This is a genomic window from Pseudomonas sp. LBUM1669, assembly GCF_059695705.1.
This window is the reverse complement of the sequence record NZ_CP166784.1, coordinates 3,437,941-3,461,311: the sequence shown is the minus strand read 5'-3', so window position 1 is coordinate 3,461,311 and position 23,371 is coordinate 3,437,941. Positions and strand designations below refer to the sequence as shown.

Here is a 23,371-nt window from a genome sequence, read left to right as displayed (position 1 = left end):
CACATGCGCTATTCAGCCTTGACGCAACGAATCGCCGGCGATGGAGCGGCAGCCTGGCAGATTCATGACCGAGCGCTGGAACTGCGCGAGCAAGGAATCGATGTGCTGCTGTTGTCGATCGGCGATCCGGATTTCGACACGCCGCCGCCCATCGTGCAGGCGGCCATCGACAGCTTGCGGGCCGGTGACACGCACTACCCGGAGGTGCGCGGCAGTCGCGGATTGAGCAGCAGCATCGCGCGCCGCCATCGACAGCGAAGTGGTCAGGCGGTGGACGCCGATCATGTGATCGTGTTTCCGGGGGCGCAGTGTGCGGTGTATTCGGTTGCGCAATGCCTGCTCGATCCCGGCGATGAGGTGATCGTCGCCGAACCGATGTACGTGACCTATGAAGGCGTGTTCGGCGCTTGCGCGGCCAAGGTGGTGCCGGTGGCGGTGCGGCCGGAGAACGGCTTTCGCGTTGACCCGGCAGATGTGGCGGCGCTGATTACGCCGAAAACCCGCGTCCTGTTGCTCAACAGTCCGAACAATCCGTCGGGTGCAAGCCTGTCCTTGAAGACCTGGCAAGCGCTGGCGGCGTTGTGCGTGCGCCATGATCTGTGGCTGGTCAGTGACGAGGTCTACAGCGATCTTTTGTTCGAGGGCGAACACATCAGCCCGGCAAGCCTGCCAGGCATGGCCGAGCGCACCGCGACCGTCAATAGCCTGTCCAAGTCCCACGCCATGAGCGGCTGGCGCGTGGGTTGGTCCATCGGCCCGAAAATGCTGGCCGAGCACCTGGTGCATTTGTCGTTGTGCATGCTGTTCGGCATTCCCGATTTTGTGCAGAAAGCCGCGCAAGTGGCGCTGGATGACGACCTGCCGGAAGTGGCGCTGATGCGTGAGGAATATCGCCTGCGTCGCGATCTGGTGTGCGCCAGGTTGAGTGGTTGCCCGGGGATTCGCCCGATCCGGCCGGATGGCGGGATGTTTGTGATGGTGGATGTACGGCCGACCGGACTGTGCGCCCAAGGCTTCGCCGAGCGTTTACTCGAAGGGTATGGCGTTTCGGTACTGGCGGGGGAGGCGTTCGGGCCGAGTGCGGCGGGGCATATCCGCATCGGGTTGGTGGTGGATCAAGTGAAACTGGCGGATGCCTGCCGGCGGATTGCCTTGTGTGCGGCGGATTTGCTGGAAGCGCGGCGGGCCTGACAGTTTTGTGTGTGAGTGCCGGCCTCTTCGCGGGCAAGCCTCGTTCCTACAGGATCGGCGAAACCCGCAGGAGCGAGGCTTGCCCGCGAAGGCTGACTAACAGACGCCGAAATCCTGACGCCCGGACCACGCCCCGACATTCACCAGATTCTTCGGCCGCTCCCCAGCCAACGCCATCAGCAGATTATCCACCGCACACCTGGCCATCGCCTCCCGCGTCTCATGCGTCGCCGACCCGATATGCGGCGTCGCTACCACGTTGTTCAGCTTTAACAACGCCGAATCAAGATTAAGCGGCTCATGCTCGAACACATCCAGCCCCGCAGCACGAATCTGCCCCGCGCGCAGCGCTTCAATCAGCGCCGCTTCATCCACCACTTTGCCCCGGGAAATATTGATGAAGATGCTCTCGGGGCGCATCAAGGCAAATTCCTCAGCGCCGATCAACCCTTCGGTCTCAGCCGTCAGCGGCAAAGTCAGGCAAATGAAATCGGCCTGTTGCAACAGCTCCGCCAGGCTGCGGTACTGAGCATTGAAGCGTTGCTCAACCGCCGGTTTCGCTGAGTGGCTGTGATAGATCACCGGCATGCCAAAGCCAAAATGGCCGCGCTGGGCCAACGCCTCGCCAATCCGCCCCATGCCGATGATGCCCAGGGTCTTGCCGTGCACGTCGGTGCCGAAATGCACCGGGCCGATGTTTCGGTTCCACTGACCGGCACGAACCCTATTCGCCAGCTCCACCACCCGCCGGGCTGTCGCCAGAATCAGCGCAAACCCCGTGTCCGCCGTGGTTTCCGTCAGCACGTCGGGCGTATTGCTGAGCAGGATGCGCCGCTCGGTCAGGTAATCGATGTCGTAGTTGTCGACGCCCACGGAGACGCTGGCGATGGCCCGCAGATCGGGCGCCAGATCGAGCAATTCGGCGTCCAGCTTCAGACTCGCGCCGAGCAAGCCGTGGGCACGGGGCAGGGCGGCGCGCAGTTGTTCGATGCCCTCCGGGTTGAGGTTGTCGATCAGTGTCACGTCGGTGTGCTCATGCAGGCGAGCCATCAACAGCGGCGAGAGTTTCTTGTACAGCACGACCTGCTTTTTCATCGTCATCTTCTCAACTTCAAATTCAAGGGTGAGCCGTCACTGGCCGTGGCGCAGCGGCCTTGGTCACGACCCGGTCACTGGCGCCGGGCTTGAGGAAAATCGTCAACACCACCGAGAGCATCAACGCGCCGCTCATCAACAAGTAAGAAGCGCCGGGCGAGCCGGTGGAGCTGTTCAGGTAGCCAACCAGATAGGAACCGCCAAACGAACCCAGCGCGCCCATGCTGTTGATCAGCGCCATGGCCCCGCCCGCAACGTTGGCCGGGAGGATTTCCGGAACGATGGCGAAAAACGGTCCGTAAGGCGCATACATGCAGGCACCGGCGATCACCAGCAGGGTGTAGGACCACCAGAAATGTTCGGCGCCCAAGGCGTAGGAACCGTAGAACGCAATCGAGGCAATCAACAGCGGCGGCCAGACGAAGCGTTTGCGCTTCTGCAGTTTGTCCGAGCCCCAGGACACCAGCAGCATGCCGATCACCGCCGCCAGATACGGCAGCGCCGAGAGCCAGCCGGCTTCGATCATGTCCATCTGCGCACCGGCCTTGAGGATCGACGGCAGCCACAATACGAAACCGTAGACACCGATGCTCCAGCAGAAAAACTGCAGCGCGAGGATGATCACTTTCGGCGAGCGGAAGGCTTCGGCGTAGTTTTTCACCGCTTTGATACCGACCTGTTCGGCGGCGAGGGCGCTTTCCAGGTCATGCTTTTCCTGGTCGGTCAGCCACTTGGCCTGGGCCGGACGGTCATCGGCCAGACGCCACCAGATAAACGCCCAGAGCACCGCCGGCAACCCTTCGATGATGAACATCCAGCGCCAGCTGTAATGCTGCACCAGATAACCTGACACCACCGACATCCAGAGCATGGTCACCGGGTTGCCGAGGATCAGGAAGGTATTGGCCCGGGAGCGTTCGGCACGGGTGAACCAGTGGCACAGATACACCAGCATCGCTGGCATTACCGCAGCTTCGACCACGCCAAGCATGAAGCGAATCACGATCAGCCAATAGGCGTTGGATACGATGCCAGTCAGTGTGGCCAAGCCGCCCCAGAGAATCAGGCTGACGAAAATCAGCTTCTTGACGCTGTGCTTCTGTGCATAGATCGCGCCCGGCACCTGGAAGAAAAAGTAACCGAGGAAAAACAGCGCGCCGAGCATTGAAGACAGGCCGGGCGTGATCATCAGGTCGGCGGCCATCCCGGAGGCGGCCGCGAAGCCGTAATTGGCGCGGTCCAGATACGCCAGGCTGTAGGTGATGAAAACGATGGGCATGATGTACCACCAGCGGCGGGTGGCGAGTGAGGCGGTTTTCATGGTGGTGCTCCTGAGCTTGTTGTTTTTGTCGCAGCAGGTAACGGGTCAAAAATCTTCAGTGACTGTGCGGGCCTCTTCGCGGGCAAGCCGCGCTCCTACAAGAGCGCCGCTGCCCTGGAGGAGCGAGGCTTGCCCGAGAACAGCGGTCTCAAACTCGACGGACATTTCAAGTCGGGTCGGCAACCCCTCCATATCCCCCCGACTCTGTACCGCACGGCTGCCAATCCAGTTGGCCCGCTGCACGGCATCGGCGAAGCTGTGGTTTTCGAGCAAGGCGCTGATCATCCCGACGGCAAAGCCATCGCCAGCCCCAACCGTGTCGACCACCGTTGCCACCGGCACGCCGGCGACAAAACCCTGATCCAGCTGCGTGCGGTAATACGCGCCATGCGGCCCGAGCTTGATTGCCACCGCTTCTGCACCCTGATCGAGATAAAACGCCGCAATGTCCGCCGGGTCGTCAAACCCGGTCAGCAAACGGCCTTCACTCAACCCCGGCAGCACCCAATGGGCGAGGGCGGCGAGGCGGTTGATCTCGCTGATCATCAGTTGCTCGCTGGCCCACAGGCTCGGTCGCAGGTTCGGGTCGAAGGACACGCTGCGCCCGGCAGTGCGCATTCGGGTCATCAACTCGAAGGACATTTCCCGGGCAGACGCAGACAGCGCCGGAGGAATGCCGGTGGCGTGCAGATGTCGCGCGTTGAGCAACGACGGGGCGATCGATTGCACCGACAAATGACTCGCCGCCGAACCGCGACGGAAATACTCAACCGCCGGATCGCTGCCATCGTCGGTACGGGACTTGAGCTGAAACCCGGTCGGATGTGCCGGGTCGATGTCGACATGGCTGCAGTCCAGGCCTTCTTTTTCCAGTGTGTCGACGACAAACCGCCCCAGCGAATCGGCACCGACCCGGCTCAGCCACGCCACGTTGAATCCCAGCCGCGACAGGCCGATCGCGACGTTGCTGTCCGCACCGGCAATGCGCTTGTGGAATTGGCCGACGGTTGACAGATCACCGTTCTGTTCAGCGACAAACATGGCCATGGTTTCGCCGAACGAGAGGATATCGAACTCAGACATGGGCACTCTCCAGGCGGGATTGACCGAGGCGGGCGAGGGTGGCGACATGGTCGGTGGTCAACTGCACCAGGTCATCGCCTTGCAGCGGATATTCCGCCGCGCGCATAACGCCTTGAGCCATGTGGCGCAACAGTTGTTCCCACAGGTGCACATCGCTGGTAGCCGGCGGGATGGCGACCAGTTTGCCGTCGGCCCGGCGCGCAACGGCTTTGCAATGCACGTAGCCGACATGCCGACCGAGCAGCCGCGCAGCGCTGGCGGCGGACTGGTCCTGCCATTGCCAGTTGCCGATGTCGAAGGTCATTTTGATCGGCAGTCGGTGTTGCTCGACCTCGCCGAAGAAACGTTGGAACGGCTCGATACGACCGCCGTGCAGCGTCTGGTCGTTTTCCACCAGCAGCTGCATCGGGCTTTGCGCGAGGATCCGGCTCAAGGTTTGCAAGTCGTTGTTGTCAGTGAAGTAGCCCAAAGAAACTTTCAGCCATTTGGCGCCGAACGTTTCGGCGCGCTGGAGGGTGGTGAGCAATTGAGGATTGGGTTTCGACTGGCCGGCCTGCCACAGTTCTATCGGTGAGGAATAGATGCTTTCCAGGCCATGTGACTGAGTGGCGTCGGCCAGTTGCAGCGGGTTTTCATCGGTCAGCAACTCTTCGCGCCATTCAATGCGCGTGGCACCGGCAGCCGCCAACAACTCGATAAAACTGCCTTGGCCGCGTTGGCGGACCAGATCGGCGCCGTAGCTCGACAGGCTGATGGAAACGGGTGGTTTATTCATTGTTTTGCACCTCTGAAACCGGTTTCATTTTTGTTCAAAAAAAAGGGATGCTTGAGTGATGTGGTGTTTTTCAGGGCCACTTCGCGGGCAAGCCTCGCTCCTACAGGGGGATGCGGTGCCCTTGTAGGAGCGAGGCTTGCCCGCGAAGGCGTTCTCAAACTGAAACACGCAACGCCGTCGACCCCCGCACCATCAACCGCGCCGAAAAATCCATCGTCCGCACTGGCCCGTCATCCCCGCGCAATCGCTTGAGCAAACACTCAAACGCACTCGCGCCCATCTCCGCCGTAGGCTGGGCCAGCGCCGTTATCCCGCTGCCCACCAGCGGATACCAATCCAGATCATCCAAAGCGATCAGCCCGACATCCTCGAACAGATCGCACTGCAACTCACGCAAGGCATGGGTGGCGGCCAATGCCGCAATGCCATTGGCACAGAACAACGCTTTCGGACCAGGGCCGGGGGTGTCCAGGAAGGTTTTCAACTGCGCAGTCAGCTCGCTACCGGTTTCCACCACCGCACCGGCCAGCGTCGGACGCTGCCGGATCTGCGCCTTGAAACTGCTGACCCGCTCAATCCGCGAGCTGGTGCCGTCAAATGGTTCAGTCACCATCAATACGTCGCGATAGCCGCGTTCCTGCAAGTGGGCGATGGCCATTTCAACGGCGGCCGGGTTGTCCAGACCGACCAGATCACTCTCAAGCTGCTCGACCTTGCGATCCACCAACACCATCGGCATCTCCCGATGCAGTTCGCGCAACTCATCGCGGTGGTGGCCCAGGGTGTTCACGATCAAGCCTTCGATGTTGTACGAGCGCAGCAACGCCAGGTGCTGGCGTTCCTGCTCGTCATCGCGATCGGTGTTGCACACCACCAGGCTGTAACCGTGCTGACGGCAGGCGGTTTCCACCCCGTGCATCACGGCAATCGAATAAGGGTTACGGATATCGGCCACCAGCATGCCGATCAGGCGAGTGCGGCCACGTTTAAGGCCGCGGGCCATCTGGTTGGGGCGATAGCCGAGTTGGGCAATCGCCTGCTCGATGCGCAAGGCAATGGCATCGGAGAGCAGGGCGCGGTCATCGCCGATGAAGCGCGAGACGCTGGCCTTGGAGACGCCGGCGTGTTCGGCGACGTCGAGCATGGTGACGCGGCTGCGCTGGGCGGCGGAGAAATCGTTCAAGGGACGACCTTTCTATTGTTATTGTCAGGTTCAAACGCTTATTGCTGAAACCGGTTTCAGAAGACTCCATTAATGGTCGCCCGTCAAGCAAGGCATTTTTGCCGCATGGTGCGCAACGCACAGAGATTCCGACAAACGGTCTGAATACCTGTCAGATCTGACAGTAGGCGGGTACGAAATAAGCGGGTCTAATTTCTTCCAGTCGTGCAGGAAAATTCCGAACTCGGGAGCAAAAGATGGCTTCAACAAATAGTGGCGGAATTGGAGTACTTGCCTCCCGGTTCACCGTAGAGGGGGTGGATCCAAACGACCCGGAAGCTCTGTTGCCTCCAGACGCTTCAACAAATGGTGTCTACCTGAACATCCCTCTGTGGGAATTTCCATCCGAAGGGGTCGGCAAATCCGACTTGTTGGAAATTTGGGTGCTCGAACCTGGTGTTACGGTTGAAACGCTTTTCTACAGCAATTCTTTTTTGGTTCCTGTAACCATCCCCCCACGGTTCCATTTGCCGGCACAGTATCTTCAACGCGTTGGCGAAATCAGCCTCCGGTATCGGGTGACACTGGGAGATAACGGAAACGAAGACACTTCGTTGCCACAACGTTTCACTTTAAGACGTCCGGTTCCAATCAACCTGAAGGAACCGGTTTTCCCCAATGCCACTCTCTGGGGTTACCTCAATTGCAAAACAATGCCGCCTATGTGGCAGCGGATTCAAGTTTTTATACCGCGACAACCGGGCAAGTTTAAAGGGGGTGACCAGTGCTTTCTGGATTGGGAGTCTTTCAGGAAGCTGAACGGAGTCGACGCCATTCCGAATACATTCACTCGTTTCACCAAGCGGTTGACCGAGCAAGAGGCTGTCGATGGTTTCTACTTCATACTCATGCGGTACAACAGACTTATAAAGCCCATTGATGGGCTCGGTTCGGCCTTGGTCAGATACTCCCTTTATCGTAATAACGTCCCAATGGGAAAGTCTGCCGCGGGGTTGGTAAAAATCGACCGCGTCATTTCCGGGGAGTCAGCATTTTGTGGTCCCTGATGTAATTTGAGGGGACTGCAATAGTTGTAAGTGTTTAACAGCGTTTTAAGTTGAAAGACGTCAGTGCCGGATTTTAGTTCAGGGGTAACTCCCTGATACTCGGAGCATGCAGTCAGCAGTCGCGCGGTTCTCTATCGGGCAATTACGTGTGTGGGTCAATAATCTAACTCATCGATGGGGTATACGAAAATGAATATGCAGGTTAAAACAGGTGGCGGTGTTCTGGCTCTACCACCGACCGTTCTCGACATACTGCCGGATAATCGCCTGACGTATAAGCAATTAAGAGAAGACCGACTCATCAAGGTGCAGTTGGCCGATATTGACGATAAGAGCCCAGACGGCGGCGCTAGAGTCGAACTGCATTTGTTTCCGAGAGGTCAAACCCCTGTCGAATTCGATCCCACTTTTGTCGTCGCAACCCAATTAAAAGCCAACCAGCCCGGAGGCGACTGGACATACCCAATCACGTTCGATGTATCTGTCGATAGACTGAGCGAGCGATTCGACATAAATGGCGAGTACACGGCTTATCAGCTGGCATTCATTATTTATGACGCTTTCGATAACAGTGATACCTCCGGTCCGTTTGCCGACGTTCTGGTCGACTTGACGGCGGCTTATCAACGACAACCAGGCGGGCCTAACGGTACGGGCAACAGGCCTCCTGTGCTGGTCTTGGGGCCTACCTTTCCTGCCGTCATCGACGATAATTGGTTGAATGATCCAGCCAACGCCAATGGATTGAATCTGATCATTCCCACCGCTTATCAAAAATTTGAAGCGGGCCTCGACAGGCTCAACTTCTATATTTCGACACAAACTACTTTTTCATTGATGCAGGGCCAACCAGCCGCCGTAGCAGGCTTCCCTCTGCCCGTTGGGGGCGCAATCAATATTCCACTTGCGTTTCTGACTGCCTTGGACGAGGGCACGTACTTTTACGCCTACAACATTACAGATGCACCAGGGAACATCAGCAACAACTCGCCTATTACCACTATGTTCAGACGGGTCAAGACACCGGCACCGGTACTCGAAGCACCGAAAATCCCCGTCACCGGTACCGACGGCCGTGTACCGATCACTTTCCTGACGGTGGCCTCGCCGACCAAAGCCATCATGGAAATCCAGCATCCACTTAACTCGTTACCCGGTGACCGAATCATCCCGTACATCACCTCAAACGAAGCCGGCGCACCGATCAACTTGCCTGAGCAAGTAATTCCACCCGCGGGCACCCCAGGCCCACTCAGGTTCGAACTGGAATACGACATTTTTGCCCAGCTTTTTGGAGACCCCAATGGGGCCGACGAAGTGGAGTTCGAATACTGGTTTGAACTGTTTCGCCCTACCATCACGCCCAATCCGGTCTCGCCGTCCGCATTTGGCGTAACAGACTTGGCTTATGCCGGACCGGAACAACCGAATCTGCCGGAACTGGAAAACCCTAATATTCGGCCAGTGGTGGTTCAGGGCGCAGGTACAACGCCGCCTCCTAACACACTTGGTCCGGCACAGGCAGGGCTGCCGGCGACCATGAACTGGCCAGTATGGGTTGACGCCAGTCGCCCAGTAACGGGCAGGGAAATTGTAACGTTCTATTACCAGGGCAAACAGGTTGGCGATCCGGTACCTGTGCGAGTGGGCGATACAACCGTCACAACCACATTGCCTTGGGAAACGATTCGGGTTGAGGGTAACGGCACTGTCGCAGGCGGTGACGCCAGAGAGGCATATATAACCGTCGGGTACCCTGGCAGCGATAATGTGATGAAGCAGCAGGTCACGACAAAAGTCGACGTGACCGCGATCGTGATCAATTTGCCGGCACCTCAAATTATTGTTTCAGCCTTCCGGTCGGCAACTGCGTTGGTGCCGGAGCGCGTCGTTACCAGCATCAACTGTCCAAGCCTCAACCACCCGCAAGTGGCCAATGGCCCCATGCCGCCTTATCAACCGCGCCAACTGCGGATCAGGATCCGGCGCGATGCCAATATCCCGACCGGTGCCACGGTGGATCTGGTGTTTGAAGGCCGGGTAACCAACGCGGTGGGGGGGGCTGCCATCCCGAATACACGCATCACCGCCACGGCGACCATGCCGCCGACCGGGGACCTGGAGTTCAGGCTGACAAACTACACGGCGATCAGGACGATCCAGTTGCCAGCTACGGGCACACGTCCTCCAACCCGCTATGCGAATATCGAATATACGGTTAACGGGATTAAGTCTGCAGTCATAGTGCCTGTTGCGCTTTTGAACTCAAGCCTGGTGTATTGCGAGCAGGAGCGTCCTGAGCCAACTCCTTAATCGATACTTCAAGTAAATCTTCCTACTGATGGAGGCGGCACTGGTTGTCGTCTTCATCAATGGAGGTGAAGTGTTGTACGTCCTGATACGGAGCCTCGCACAACAAAAATGGATAAGTCGTACATGCAAAGAGATTTTTCCTACATATAGCTGGACAGGTAGACCGTAGTCTGGCGGCCGTTTCAGTCCGGCTCGCGCACTGTTTGAGTCGGAAACTCGTTCCTGACGGAATGCAATCGAGTAGGACTTAACTATGTGGTCAAAGACGCAACTTCCATTCTCAAAACAATCGATCGGCCTCTGGACATTTTCGTTTATGTCCCTCGTATTAAATTCTTCATTGGTTCAGGGTGCCACCGTTCCAACGGGCACCAGCCAGTCTATCGACTCCAATACTCCTCTCGAAAACTGGCAATTAGAAGCCAACGCCACACTGATCGGTTCCGGTGCCGCAACGCTCGGTATCACCAGTTCTGCGGGAGGAACGATCAACTTGACTAACTCGAGCACCACCTCTGCAGGCGAAGGTGGTTTTGCCCAGGGTATTTTCCTGACCAACGCCAACGCCACGCTGAGCAATTCAACGGTCACCAGTGTTTCGGGCATCGGCATGTCGGCCGTGCGTGGAGTCTCAAGTGTCGGCGGTTCTACAGTAACCCTGCGTGACCAGTCTGTTGTTCGAGGCTTGCAAGGCGGGATTGCGGGTAACCGTTTCAGTGAAATCAACGTTCAGAATTCGACCGTAGAAGGGACGGGCGCCAACAGTTTTGGGATTCGTTTGCTCGAGGGTGCGTTGTCTGCCAGCGGTAGCACGATTACCGGTGGTCGAAACGGCTTGACCGTGGGGACTGACACACAGGCATCAGCGATCATTCCAACAACGATCGTGCTGGACAGAACTCGGGTAGAGGGCAAGAGTGGTTCGGCCATTGTTGTCGGCATCAATGCGCCGAATTTCCCCACCGTGGCCAACATCGAAGTACGCAATGGTTCGAGCCTGATCGCGGGTAACAATACGATTCTTGAAGTCGGCCCAGGTGCCTCGGCCGGTTTTCTGGTTGATAACAGTAACTTGACTGGCAACGTCGTGGTTGCGCCAGGCAGTTCGGCCAACGTTACCTTGCAAAACAATGCGTCGTTGACCGGTGATTTACAGAACGTCACCTCTGCAACCCTCAACAATCGCGCCAGTATGACTGGCAATGTGTTGGGCGCCTCAAACGTGTTAGTCAACAATGCATCGACGGTTACCGGCAATTTTCAAGGTGTCATCAATGCAACGATCAACAATCAGAGCGTGATGACGGGAGACGTGGTGGGCGCCTCAAGTGTGGTGGTCGATCACGCATCCACGGTCAACGGCAACTTTCAAGATGTAGCCAATGTAACGATCAACAACCAAAGCGTGATGATCGGGAATATCAGGGCTGGCGCTGAAAGTGTTTCCAGCCTGACGCTGGATAACGGTGCCAACTTGACGGGGCAGGTGACTGTAGCCAACTTCTCCATCAGCAATCAGGCGCTGTGGCAAATGACCGACAGCCAGTCGGTTAACAATCTCACGCTCAACAATGGCGGCAGGGTGCGGCTTGGAGGGGATCAGGAATACTTTCAGCTGAACGTGGCCAATCTGTCGGGCAGCGGCACGTTTGAGATTGGTACCGATTTCAACAAGCGTATCAGCGGTCTGGTGAACGTCACCGAAAGCGCTGCCGGCGATCATCAGTTGCGGGTGTCCAGCACAGGCCTTGATCCGGTCATTGATTCGTCGATCAAGGTGGTGCAGAGCGTTGCAGGAAGTGCTCAGTACGCCCTCGTAAACGGTCGGGTCGATGTCGGGGCATTTACTTACCGCCTGGTCAAGGAAGGTAATGACTGGTACCTGCAACCCGATAAAACGGTAGTCAGTACTCCGACCCGTGCGGTCATGGCGATTTCCGCCGTAGCGCCTACGGTGATCTATGGCGAGACCGTTTTATTGAACAACCGGATGGGGGATCTTCGCGTCAACGGTGGGCAAACAGGGGGATGGGTCCGCTCTTTCGGTAGTCAATACAGCATCAGCAACAATGCCTACGGTAATGGTTACACCCAGAATCAGTATGGGTTTTCCATGGGGGTCGACACCCCGGTACAGATTGCAGGCGAGCGAGTATTGCTGGGTGTTTTTGCCGGCTACAGTAAGTCGAACCTCGACTTGAGTCTCGGCAGTTCCGGTGAGATCGATAGTACGTCCATCGGCCTATACGGTACCTGGCTCGGCGATAGCGGCTACTACCTGGATACCGTGGCCAAACTCAATCATTTCCGCAACGATGCAAAGGTGACGATGAGCGACGGCAGGCAAACCAAGGGTCATTACGACAACCTGGGCGCGAGTGCATCGGTCGAGTTTGGTAAACACATCGACATCAGGGACGGGTATTACGCAGAAGTGTTTACCCAATGGCAAGCAGCCTCCGTGCAAGGCAAGGACTTCAGTCTGGATAATGGTTTGAAGGCTGACGCCGACACGACGCGTTCCATGCTTGGAAAGGCAGGCGTAACCCTGGGACGGGGTATGACACTGTCCAACGGTAGCGTACTGCAACCGCACATTCGGGCAGCCTTCGTTCATGAGTTCGTGAAAAACAATGAAGTACGGGTCAACGATAACAAGTTCAACAATGACCTGTCGGGCCGCCGGTTGGAAGTCGGGGCAGGGGCCTCGTGGACATTGAATGATCGCTGGCAACTCCATGCTGAACTGGATACCAGTAAAGGCGACAATGTCACTAAGGACTTTGGCGTGAACATGGGGGCTCATTACACGTTCTGAGTGTTAAATAAAAAGGGAAGCTTTGGCTTCCCTTTTTATTGCCCTTTTTGTTGATGCCAAATTGGACTATCCCGCTTTCAGTACCTGAAAGTTGCCCTTGAGAAGAAAGGTCTTTCCGTCGGTGTCTGGCAATTCGAGGTCGACTTTGAAGCTGCCCTTGACATGTTCTCCCACGGGCGCTTCCAGCCCGATGCTGCCCGAAATACCTTCGTAGATCGTGTTGTCCGCATCTTTGAAGCTGAAGCTCACATCGTCGCGACTTTTCAATGCGTATTCGCCCGCGGCGAAGTCTGCGGGAATGGAGATATGCAGCTCCCGAGCAGGCAAGCTTTTCGCTTTTGTTTTTGAGGCTGGCCGGTGGATTGCAGTAATTAACACTGCTTCAGTTTGTTTTACGCCCGCTTTGACCCTCTCGATCAGTCGGGATGTGGCAATAAACTCTGGAACTTCTTTATCAGTTGCGAAAGCAGAGGCGGTGACGTAGTTGCCGTCTGCAAAGCTGGTGCGTTTGATCACAGCGTTCATGGATTCGGTCTCCGTTACGGTAAGTAAGGTATCCAAAGGCCATGTTCGGCCCTAATCCTGGATGAACTATAAAAGCCTGTTATTGAACAGGTTGTAAACTGTCATTGTTGACAGTTTACAAGGGCTGGCAGTTGTGAAATCAATCACAAAATGATCGTGCTAGATGTCTGCTGATATGTGCTTATAGCCGCTCGCGGCTATACCGCGACCGGCAACCAGACTGAACAAAGCTACAGCACGCTCCTGCCTCTTTTGAAATACGCCCGCATGGGGAAAGTGGGGGACATGACAGCGGGCTCCGTAGATGATCCTGGGAGCTGATCCTCACAAAGGCTGCGTCAAACGTCTGGAAGATTTGAGCAGCGCCTGCGGTATAGCGCCGGCGTGAAACCATAAGCCCGGATGAACCAGCGGCCCAAATGGCTCTGGTCGGCAAAGCCCTATTCCATCGCCACGGTAGCTGGTTGCTCGCCACGGGCCAGCATTCGCCGGGCCGAAGCCAGGCGCAATTGCACCAGATAGGCGTGGGGCGCCAAGCCATAGGCGGCCTTGAAGGCGCGGTCTGGCGGACGATCTTCAGTTCGCCGCCATGCAGGGCTTGAAAGGCCAGGATGGTGGCGTGGGCCAGTCGCGTATCGCTGGACAACGTGCTGGCGAAACTCAATTGGCTGTTGTCGGGCGCATTTTCGAACACCGCACTCAGTTCCCGCTGCAACCACTGCGGGTCGAGGTACAGCATGCGGTAGGTAAAGCCTGCTTCGGTGGGCGCCTCGCCATCGTGGATGTCCCCCGGCTCAAGCAAAAACACCTTGCCCGGTGTGCTCTGATGCCTGGCACGCCGGCAATTGAACTGCTGGACACCTTGCTCGGTCACGCCCACCAGGTAGCGGTCATGCCTGTGCGGATGCTAACAAATTTAACGCCCGCGCCGGGAACGATGACTAGAACGTTTGTGCAGCGGTCAGCCAAACAACCCGGCTGCGATGTTGATCGAGAACCCGAGAATGGCTGTGTTGAACAGAAAACCGATCAATGATTGCGCCAGCACAATCTTGCGCATACTCCGAGTCGCCACGCCCACATCCGACGTCTGCACCGCCACGCCGATGGTGAAAGAAAAATACAGAAAGTCCCAATAGTTGGGCGTTTCCAGTCCTTCTGCGAAACGCAACGCCAAGTCTTTGCCGTTCCAGGTGTAGAACAGACGCGCGTAATGCACGCTGAAAATCACCCCGATCAGCAGCCATGAACCGATGACCGTCAGCGCGGTGAAGCCGTAATGCAGGAGCTTGTGGGTGGTTTCCAGGTCCTTGCTGCCGGCCAGTTCAAAGGTGATGGTCGCGAGGCTGGCAAGCGCGGCAATGCACACCACGAATAACACCAGCCCGGCGTTTTCGTCTTCGATCTCGGCAATGCGCTTTACATCCGAGGCCTTGGCGCGGGCGGCGAGCCAGAACATCAGGATCAGGTAAGTCCAGACGCCGATGTTCCAGCCAATCAGGATTTTGCTGATGATCGAATCGGCCGGAGCCAGAATGCCTGCCGCAACACCGAGGGTGGCGGCGGCCGACAGGCGAGGGTGGCTGCGGGCGAGGAAGGGCATGAAGACTCACGGTCAGGGGCTTTGCAGCACCATAGCCCTGCCGTGAGTGATGCAGCAAGTGCGGGGCTTTTACCTTTTATCAAAATGCTCAGGACGGACGCTTTGTGCCGTCGAAATGGAACACGCCTTTTTGCACATGGATGGTTTTTGACCCGTCGGAGAGTTCGGCTTCGAAATCGATGGAACCCGTCAAGGCTCCCTCGGATGAACCCTCCGGTGGGACGGAGTTGAGCCGGAGCTTCCCGTCGATGGATAAGTAACTCCGAATCCCGGAGGCATCAAAATCGATGTGCATCGCCCGAACTTCAGCACTGTCCCGGGTGAGTGTGTATTCCTTGTTGGTCTCTAACGTATCGGCGACAAACAGGACGATGACGGCAGTCGAGGAGCCGGGTTGTTTGGACCAGGCCCACCAATGCGCAACTGGAAAATTGGTGTCGTTACCAGGTCTCGCGGTCAGGTCAAACTCAACAGCGCTGTAATTTTTCGTGAGCTCGCCGTCTTGAATGTCAGCGGTGAAGCTCCCGGTCGCTTTGCGTTCCATCGACCCCATTAGGCTTGGGTCGAAGCCTTCAAGGTCGAACCCGCCTTCGGTCACAGTAACGATTTGTTCCTCTGTCTCGAACACGAAGGTGGCGGTGGCATGCTCGGTGTTTTCGTCGATGGTAAAAGTCAAACGGCCCGACGTGGCTGTGAACGCCTTGGCGCCCGGTCCATTGCGCTCCCAAAAGGTCGCCTTGACCGTCTTCGGGTTGCCAAAGTCGTCATCAATTTCATAAACCTTGTCCGTTACAGCTCCCTCATCAGGAATGATGATGTCGAGATCGAAAAAACGGAGTTCGTCTTCCTCGACGTTATGGGTGGCCATTGCATACCAGCGACCTTCACCGGGGTCTTTGTATAATTTCATTTTTTTTTCGTCGCCCACAAAGTTTCCGCGCTCACCGATATATGCGGTGTACGTTCCGGTAGTGGCGTTTGGTGTACGACTGGTTGGTTTTTTCATCTGGGCATTCCTTCGCTGAGGGATCATCTCGTGCTCAACGACGTCGTCGAGCGTTGAACCCAGCGTAAAGAGGAATGCAAACCCCGTGAACTGTAAGATCTGTCAGTTCACGGGGCTGTATTGGCTTAAAAAATGCGGTTTATAGAATGAATGGTTCAGTCCGTCTTCTTTAAACGTTTAACCCACTTCATCACCACCACAAAAAACACCGGCACAAACACCACCGCCAGCGTCGCCGTGATCATCCCGCCAATCACCCCGGTGCCGATCGCTTGCTGACTCGCCGAACTGGCCCCGGTCGCAATCGCCAACGGCACCACACCCAGAATGAATGCCAGCGACGTCATCACAATCGGCCGCAGTCGCAGGCGCGCGGCTTGCAGCGTGGCGTCGATCAAGTCATGCCCTTCGTCGTACAGGCTCTTGGCGAATTCGATGATCAGGATCGCGTTCTTCGCCGACAGGCCAATGATGGTGATCAGCCCGACCTTGAAGAACACGTCGTTGGGCATCCCGCGAAAGGTCACGGCGAGCACGGCGCCGAGCACACCCAGCGGCACCACCAGCAGCACCGACGTCGGAATCGACCAACTTTCATACAACGCCGCCAGACACAGGAACACGATCAACAGCGACAGCCCGAGCAGAATCGGTGCCTGACTGCCGGACAAGCGTTCCTGCAACGACAACCCTGTCCACTCCTGACCCAACCCTGCCGGGCCGAGCGCAACCAGCCGCTCGATTTCCGCCATGGCTTCGCCGGTGCTGTGACCAGGCGACGGCTCGCCGGAAATGCTGATCGCCGGGTAGCCGTTGTAACGGGTCAATTGCGCCGGCCCCTGGGTCCATTTCGCCTGGACGAAGGCCGACAACGGCACCATTTTCCCGGCATCGTTACGCACGTGGATCTTCAGCAGATCGGCCACCTGACTGCGCTGATCGCCTTCAGCTTGAACCACCACCCGTTGCATCCGCCCCTGATTGGGGAAGTCGTTGATGTAGGCCGAGCCGACCGCCGTGGACAGCACGTTGCCAATGTCGGCAAAGGACACACCCAGCGCGTTGGCCTGTTTTCGGTCGACTTCCAGCTGCACTTGCGGTGCTTCGGCCAGCGCGCTTTCGCGCACGTTCATCAGGATTGGGCTTTTCTCGGCGGCGGCGAGCAATTCGCTGCGCGCTTTCATCAGCGTGGCATGACCGAGGCCGCCACGGTCCTGCAAGCGGAACTCGAAGCCGCTGGAGGTGCCCAGACCGTCAACCGGCGGTGGCAGCACCGAGAAGGCCACCGCTTCTTTTATTTGGCTCAGCGCAATGTTGGCGCGGTCGGCAATCGAACTCGCCGAGTCGTCGCTGCCCCGATCCGACCAATCCTTCAACGTGGTAAACGCCAACGCGGCGTTCTGCCCGCTGCCGGAAAAACTGAAACCGAGAATCACTGTGCTGTCGCCGACGCCCGGTTCCGTGGCGTTGTGAGCTTCTATCTGCTCCACGACCTGCACCGTGCGGTTTTTGCTCGCACCCGGTGGTAGCTGAATGTCGGTGATGGTGTAGCCCTGATCCTCCACCGGCAGGAACGAGGAGGGCAGGCGACTGAAGCACAGGCCCAGGCCGATCAGCAGCACGCCGTAGATCAGCAGATAACGGCCCGTGCGTTTCAGTGCATAGGCCACCCAACCTTGATAACACTCGGTCAAACGATCGAAACCACGGTTGAACCAACCAAAGAAGCCGCTCTTTTCGTGGTGCTCGCCCTTGGCAATCGGCTTGAGCAGCGTCGCGCACAACGCCGGGGTCAAGGTCAGCGCAAGGAACGCCGAGAACAGGATCGAGGTGGCCATCGACAGCGAGAACTGTCGGTAAATCACCCCGACCGAGCCCTGCATGAACGCCATAGGAATGAACACCGCCACCAGCACCAGGGTGATGCCGATGATCGCCCCGGTAATCTGCTTCATGGCCTTGCGCGTCGCCTCTTTGGGCGACAGGCCCTCGGTGGCCATGATCCGTTCGACGTTTTCCACCACCACGATGGCGTCGTCCACCAGAATGCCGATGGCCAGGACCATGCCGAACATGGTCAGCACGTTGATCGAGAACCCCAGCGCCAACATGGTCGCAAACGTGCCCATCAGCGCCACCGGCACCACCAGCGTCGGGATCAGCGTGTAGCGGATGTTCTGCAGGAACAGGAACATCACCGCAAACACCAGTAGCATCGCCTCGCCGAGGGTGTAAACCACTTTCGTGATCGAGACTTTGACGAACGGTGAGGTGTCGTAAGGAATCTTGTATTCCACGTTCGCCGGGAAGTAGCGCGCCAGTTCATCCATCTTCGCTCGCACCAGGGTCGCGGTGCTCAGCGCATTGGCGCCCGGCGCCAACTGCACGCTGACGGCGGTGGAGGGTTTGCCGTTCAGGCGCGTGCCGAACTGATATTCCTGGCTGCCGATCTCGACCCGCGCCACGTCCTTGATGCGCACGGTGGAACCGTCGGGGTTAGCTTTGAGGACGATGTCGGCAAATTCTTCCGGCGTCGACAATTGACCTTTCACCAGAATGGTCGCGGTGATTTCCTGGGTGGTGCGTGTCGGCAAATCGCCGATGCTGCCGGCCGAGACCTGGGCGTTCTGCGCGACGATGGCGGCGTTGACGTCGGCTGGGGTCAGGTTGAAACCGATCAACTTCTGCGGGTCGATCCAGATGCGCATCGCCCGTTCGGCGCCATACAACTGGGCCTTGCCGACGCCGTCCAGACGCTTGATCTCGTTCATCACGTTGCGCGCCAGGTAATCACTGAGCGCCACATCGTCGAGCTTGCCGTCGCTGGAGGTCAGGGTGATCAGCAACAGGAAACCGGCGGAAACTTTCTCCACCTGCAAGCCTTGCTGATTGACCGCTTGCGGCAGGCGCGACTCCACCACTTTCAGGCGATTCTGCACATCGACTTGAGCCATCTCCGGGTTGGTGCCCGGCTGGAAGGTGGCCTTGATCGTCGCGCTGCCCAGGCTGCTCTGGGATTCGAAATACAGCAGATGATCGGCGCCGTTGAGCTCTTCCTCGATCAGGCTGACCACGCTCTCGTCGATGGTCTGCGCCGAAGCGCCGGGGTACACGGCGTAGATTTCGATCTGCGGCGGCGCGACGTCGGGGTATTGCGCCACCGGCAACTGAGGAATGGCCAATGCACCGGCCAGCAGGATGAATAGAGCAACCACCCAGGCGAACACCGGGCGATCGATAAAGAACTGCGGCATAAAAAGCGTCCTGCTTACTGACCAGAAACCTGGGCAAGTGGAAGAGGGGTGTTGTCGACTTGGACTTTTTCACCGGGCTTGGCGTGTTGCAGGCCTTCGGTGACGATGCGGTCGCCGGGTTTGAGGCCGCCGGTGACGATCCAGCGATCGTTCTGTACCGCGCCCAGTTCTACCGTTTGCTGGCCGACTCGCTGCTCGGCGTCAATCAACAGCACTTGGGCAATACCGGCGCTGTCACGCTGAATGGCTCGCTGCGGCACGCTGATGCCTTGCTGATTGACGGCTTGTTCGAGGCGCACACGCACGAAGCTGCCCGGCAGCAAATCGAGGTCCGGGTTGGGGAATTCGCTGCGCACGATGATCTGGCCGGTGCCCGGGTCGACGGTGATGTCGGTGAACAGCAGCTTGCCCGGCAGCGGGTAGAGGCTGCCGTCATCCTGAATCAGCGTGGCTTTGGCCTGGCCCTGGCCCACTTCCTTTAGCTGGCCGGAGCGGAAGGCACGGCGCAAGTCGTTGAGTTCGCGGGTCGATTGGGTCAGGTCGGCATGAATCGGGTTCAACTGCTGAATCAGTGCCAGTGGTGTGGTTTCGTTCTGCCCGACCAGCGCACCTTCGGTCACCAGCGCACGGCCGATGCGCCCGGAAATCGGTGCAGTGACAGTGGCGTAACCGAGGTTGAGCTTCGCCCGGTCCACAGCGGCTTTGCTGGCGGCGACATCGGCGGCGGTTTGCCGGGCACTGGCTCGGGCGTTGTCGTAATCCTGGCCACTGATGGCGTTGCCTTCGATCAACTGGGCGTAACGCTGTTCCTGCAGTTTGGCCTGGAACGCGTTGGCTTCAGCCTTGCGCAGCGCAGCTTCGGCGCTGTCGAGGTCAGCCTTGAAGGGCGCCGGGTCGATACGGAACAGCACATCGCCTTTTTTGACGTCGCTGCCTTCGCGAAAGGTGCGTTGCAACACGACGCCGGCGACCCGGGCGCGGACTTCGGCAATCCGTGGCGCGGCAATCCGCCCGCTCAGTTCGCTGGTGATCGACAAGGGCCGGGCTTCGACGGTTTCGACACGAACCGTGGCCAGTGGCGCCTGCTCTTCGGCGTTCGAGGACTTGCCACAAGCGCTCAGCGTCAACGCCAGCGCCATCAGGCTGAGCTTGGCAAGCAGGTTCTTTGACATGTAATTACCCCAATAATGACTGCCCGCATCCTACGGGGAGGCGAGGAGAGTAGCGGTGAAGCTTTGTTGGTGCTGTGTGAAATTGTGTAAGGGTTTTGCTCACGGGCGTGCGGGGGCGTATATCCTTGGCCGCTTGAAACTTTTTGCGCCTGTCATGCCGCCTTCGCGGGCAAGCCTCGCTCCTACAACTAATCGCATTCCCCTGTAGGAGCGAGGCTTGCCCGCGAAGAGGCCCTAAAGGTCGCCACTGCACTTTCTGGAACACCCATGCCCAACATCCTCCTGGTCGAAGACGACACCGCGCTCTCCGAACTGATTGCCAGCTACCTGGAACGCAATGGCTATTGCGTCAGCGTGATCAGCCGTGGCGACCACGTGCGCGAGCGGGCTCGGGTCAATCCGCCGGATCTGGTCATCCTCGACCTGATGCTGCCGGGGCTTGATGGCCTGCAAGTCTGCCGCTTGCTGCGGGCGGATTCGGCCACGCTGCCGATCCTGATGCTCACCGCCCGCGACGACAGCCACGACCAGGTACTGGGCCTGGAGATGGGCGCCGACGATTACGTCACCAAACCCTGCGAGCCCCGCGTGCTGCTGGCCCGCGTGCGCACGCTGTTGCGCCGCAGCAGCCTCGGTGAACCGCAGACCGCCAACGACCGCATCCTCATGGGCAATCTGTGCATCGACCTGTCCGAGCGCACCGTGATCTGGCGCGAGCAACTGGTCGAACTGTCCAGCGGTGAATACAACCTGCTGGTGGTGCTGGCCCGGCATGCCGGCGAAGTGCTGAGCCGCGACCAGATCCTGCAACGCCTGCGCGGCATCGAATTCAACGGCACTGACCGCTCGGTGGACGTGGCGATTTCCAAGCTGCGGCGCAAGTTCGACGACCACGCGGGCGAGGCGCGCAAGATCAAGACCGTGTGGGGCAAGGGCTACCTGTTCAGCCGCTCCGAGTGGGAATGCTGAGACGATGTTCAGGATCCTGTTTCGCCTGTACCTGGTGACCATCGTCTCGTTCAGTGCGGCGATCTACCTGGTGCCGGACCTGGTGATCAAGGTGTTCCATGAACGGTTCGTCACCTACAACCTCGATTATTCGCGCGGGCTGCAAACCCTCATCGTCAAACAGTTCCACACTGTGCCCGAAACGCAGTGGCCGGCGCTGGCGAGCGAGATGGACAAGGAATTCGCCCCGCTGCGTATCGTCCTCACCCGCTATGACGACCCCGGTTTCACACTCGACGAACGCCAGCGTTTGCAGCGAGGCGAGAACGTCGTGCGCATCGGCGACTGGGGCTGGCGCACACTCGCCGTGGCGCCGCTTAACCAGCAGAGCGTTGTCGAAATGGTCGTGCCGCCGGACCCGATGGACGTCAGCCTGTTGTACTGGAGCATCAACGTCCTGATCGGCGCGACCATGCTCGCCTGCCTGTTGCTGTGGCTGCGTCCGCACTGGCGGGACCTGGAGCGCCTCAAAGGCACCGCCGAACGTTTCGGCAAAGGCCATCTCGGCGAGCGCACGCAGATTTCCCCACACTCCAACATCGGCAGCCTGGCCAACGTCTTCGACACCATGGCCAGCGATATCGAAAACCTGCTCAACCAGCAGCGCGACCTGCTCAACGCCGTTTCCCACGAACTGCGCACACCGCTGACGCGCCTGGACTTCGGCCTGGCCCTGGCGCTGTCCGACGACTTGCCGGCCGCCAGTCGCGAGCGGCTGCAAGGGCTGGTCGCGCACATTCGTGAATTGGATGAGTTGGTCCTGGAGTTGCTGTCCTACAGCCGACTGCAAAACCCGGCACAGTTGCCTGAGCAGGTCGAAGTGTCGCTGGATGAGTTTATCGACAGCATTCTGGGCAGCGTCGATGAAGAACTGGATTCGCCGGACATCGTGATCGACGTGCTGCTTCATGGGCAACTTGAGCGCTTCGTGCTGGACCCACGACTGACGGCTCGCGCCATTCAAAACCTGCTGCGCAATGCCATGCGCTATTGCGAAAAGCGCATTCAGATTGGCGTAAAGGTTTGCCCTAAAGGCTGTGAAATCTGGGTGGATGACGACGGCATCGGCATTCCCGATGATGAGCGCGAACGGATCTTTGAACCGTTCTATCGGTTGGACCGCAGCCGCGACCGCGCAACGGGCGGGTTTGGTCTGGGGCTGGCGATCAGTCGCCGGGCGCTGGAAGCGCAGGGTGGGACGCTGACGGTGGAGCCTTCGCCATTGGGTGGTGCGCGATTCCGTTTGTGGCTGCCCACTTCAGCCTGACGCACGCGATGTAGCAGATGCCCTGTGGTGAGGGGATAAATCCCCTCACCACAGGGCATCTGCTACAGGGGGTTAGCCTGGTAGTTCTGTGGAGGGAATCATTCCGACCCCAGCCACTTGCATACGCTCGATCGCCGCCGCCAATGATCCGTCCAGATCAATCGCCCGGCACGCATCCATTACCACAAACGCATTGAACCCTGCCGCCCGTGCATCCAGCGCCGAGAACATCACGCAAAAATCCAGTGCGAGTCCGACGAGGTAAACGGTGTCGATGCCGCGTTCTTTCAAATAGCCGGCCAGCCCGGTGGTGGTCGTGCGATCCGCTTCCAGAAACGCCGAATAACTGTCGATGTCCGGGTTGCAGCCCTTGCGAATGATCAGTTGCGCGTGGGGCAGGTCCAGATCCTTGTGGAACTCGGCCCCTTTCGTCGCCCGGACACAATGATCCGGCCACAGTGTTTGCGGGCCGTAAGGCAGCTCGATGACCTCGTAAGGCTTGCGGCCGGGATGGCTTGAAGCGAATGAGGCGTGGCCGGGCGGGTGCCAGTCCTGGGCGATGATGACCTGTTTGAACTGGCCACCGAGGCGGTTGATCAAGCGCACGATCAGGTCGCCCTCAGGCACCGGCAGCTGGCCACCGGGGATGAAGTCGTTCTGTACGTCGATGACCAGCAAGGCTGTGCGAGAAGCGATTGGCATGGGTAGGTT

17 protein-coding genes and 1 pseudogene are annotated in these 23,371 nt (G+C 58.5%); 6 read left to right on the top strand and 12 right to left on the bottom strand.

Annotated elements, in window-relative coordinates; all coding sequences use genetic code 11:
• The first annotated feature begins 3 nt into the window (after positions 1-3).
• The gene (locus ACA051_RS16115; protein ID WP_497370828.1) at positions 4-1,191 is read left to right on the top strand and encodes a pyridoxal phosphate-dependent aminotransferase; all 1,188 of its coding nucleotides are present in this window, start codon (positions 4-6) and stop codon (positions 1,189-1,191) included.
• A 96-nt stretch (positions 1,192-1,287) separates the two neighbouring features.
• On the opposite strand, the gene ACA051_RS16110 is transcribed toward ACA051_RS16115, so the two are convergent.
• The 5 genes from ACA051_RS16110 to ACA051_RS16090 all read right to left on the bottom strand — a co-directional run bounded on the left by ACA051_RS16110 (position 1,288) and on the right by ACA051_RS16090 (position 6,648).
• Positions 1,288-2,286 carry an NAD(P)-dependent oxidoreductase gene (locus tag ACA051_RS16110; protein ID WP_497370826.1) on the bottom strand — a complete coding sequence of 333 codons (999 nt, stop codon included), beginning with the start codon at positions 2,284-2,286 and terminating at the stop codon, positions 1,288-1,290.
• 22 nt (positions 2,287-2,308) lie between these two features.
• Complete coding sequence (locus ACA051_RS16105; RefSeq protein ID WP_497370824.1) at positions 2,309-3,607, bottom strand: MFS transporter; 1,299 nt, start codon at positions 3,605-3,607, stop codon at positions 2,309-2,311.
• Positions 3,608-3,652: 45 nt separating this feature from the next.
• Positions 3,653-4,690, bottom strand: a complete 1,038-nt coding sequence (locus ACA051_RS16100) for a sugar kinase (RefSeq protein ID WP_497370822.1) — start codon at positions 4,688-4,690, stop codon at positions 3,653-3,655.
• A complete protein-coding gene (locus ACA051_RS16095; RefSeq protein ID WP_497370820.1) occupies positions 4,683-5,465 on the bottom strand; it encodes a sugar phosphate isomerase/epimerase family protein in 783 nt (260 codons plus the stop codon). The genes ACA051_RS16100 and ACA051_RS16095 overlap by 8 nt, the downstream gene beginning before the upstream one ends.
• Before the next feature lie 154 nt (positions 5,466-5,619).
• Positions 5,620-6,648: a LacI family DNA-binding transcriptional regulator gene (locus ACA051_RS16090; protein WP_497303065.1), complete on the bottom strand. Its 1,029-nt coding sequence runs from the start codon at positions 6,646-6,648 to the stop codon at positions 5,620-5,622.
• 236 nt (positions 6,649-6,884) lie between these two features.
• Here ACA051_RS16090 and ACA051_RS16085 point away from each other — a divergent pair, with 236 nt between their 5' ends.
• The 3 genes from ACA051_RS16085 to ACA051_RS16075 all read left to right on the top strand — a co-directional run bounded on the left by ACA051_RS16085 (position 6,885) and on the right by ACA051_RS16075 (position 12,825).
• Complete coding sequence (locus tag ACA051_RS16085; RefSeq protein WP_497303064.1) at positions 6,885-7,694, top strand: hypothetical protein; 810 nt, start codon at positions 6,885-6,887, stop codon at positions 7,692-7,694.
• 189 nt (positions 7,695-7,883) lie between these two features.
• Entirely contained in the window at positions 7,884-10,007 is a 2,124-nt protein-coding gene (locus ACA051_RS16080) for a hypothetical protein (RefSeq protein ID WP_497370818.1), read from the top strand.
• Between the two features lie 316 nt (positions 10,008-10,323).
• Positions 10,324-12,825, top strand: coding sequence for an autotransporter outer membrane beta-barrel domain-containing protein (locus tag ACA051_RS16075; protein ID WP_497370816.1), 2,502 nt, complete (start codon positions 10,324-10,326; stop codon positions 12,823-12,825).
• 66 nt (positions 12,826-12,891) lie between these two features.
• Here the strand turns inward: ACA051_RS16075 and ACA051_RS16070 are convergent, their stop codons facing one another.
• The 6 genes and pseudogenes from ACA051_RS16070 to ACA051_RS16045 form a co-directional block, all read right to left on the bottom strand.
• Complete coding sequence (locus ACA051_RS16070; RefSeq protein WP_497303059.1) at positions 12,892-13,350, bottom strand: hypothetical protein; 459 nt, start codon at positions 13,348-13,350, stop codon at positions 12,892-12,894.
• 338 nt (positions 13,351-13,688) lie between these two features.
• Positions 13,689-14,254: pseudogene (locus tag ACA051_RS16065) on the bottom strand (AraC family transcriptional regulator); the annotation flags it as partial.
• 57 nt (positions 14,255-14,311) lie between these two features.
• Positions 14,312-14,953 carry a DUF1345 domain-containing protein gene (locus ACA051_RS16060; protein WP_497303057.1) on the bottom strand — a complete coding sequence of 214 codons (642 nt, stop codon included), beginning with the start codon at positions 14,951-14,953 and terminating at the stop codon, positions 14,312-14,314.
• Positions 14,954-15,041: 88 nt separating this feature from the next.
• A complete protein-coding gene (locus tag ACA051_RS16055; protein ID WP_497370814.1) occupies positions 15,042-15,959 on the bottom strand; it encodes a hypothetical protein in 918 nt (305 codons plus the stop codon).
• Positions 15,960-16,114: 155 nt separating this feature from the next.
• Positions 16,115-19,213: a multidrug efflux RND transporter permease subunit gene (locus ACA051_RS16050; RefSeq protein ID WP_497303053.1), complete on the bottom strand. Its 3,099-nt coding sequence runs from the start codon at positions 19,211-19,213 to the stop codon at positions 16,115-16,117.
• 14 nt (positions 19,214-19,227) lie between these two features.
• Entirely contained in the window at positions 19,228-20,385 is a 1,158-nt protein-coding gene (locus ACA051_RS16045) for an efflux RND transporter periplasmic adaptor subunit (protein WP_497303052.1), read from the bottom strand.
• A gap of 267 nt (positions 20,386-20,652) precedes the next feature.
• Between ACA051_RS16045 and ACA051_RS16040 the strand changes: the two genes are divergently transcribed.
• Together ACA051_RS16040 and ACA051_RS16035 are read left to right on the top strand one after the other, a co-directional pair.
• Positions 20,653-21,354 (top strand): response regulator, encoded by a 702-nt coding sequence (locus ACA051_RS16040; RefSeq protein WP_497303050.1) that lies wholly within the window; start codon positions 20,653-20,655, stop codon positions 21,352-21,354.
• A 4-nt stretch (positions 21,355-21,358) separates the two neighbouring features.
• The gene (locus tag ACA051_RS16035) at positions 21,359-22,660 is read left to right on the top strand and encodes an ATP-binding protein (RefSeq protein WP_497303048.1); all 1,302 of its coding nucleotides are present in this window, start codon (positions 21,359-21,361) and stop codon (positions 22,658-22,660) included.
• A 72-nt stretch (positions 22,661-22,732) separates the two neighbouring features.
• On the opposite strand, the gene pncA is transcribed toward ACA051_RS16035, so the two are convergent.
• A complete protein-coding gene (gene pncA / locus ACA051_RS16030) occupies positions 22,733-23,362 on the bottom strand; it encodes a bifunctional nicotinamidase/pyrazinamidase (protein WP_497370812.1) in 630 nt (209 codons plus the stop codon).
• Positions 23,363-23,371: the final 9 nt, after the last annotated feature.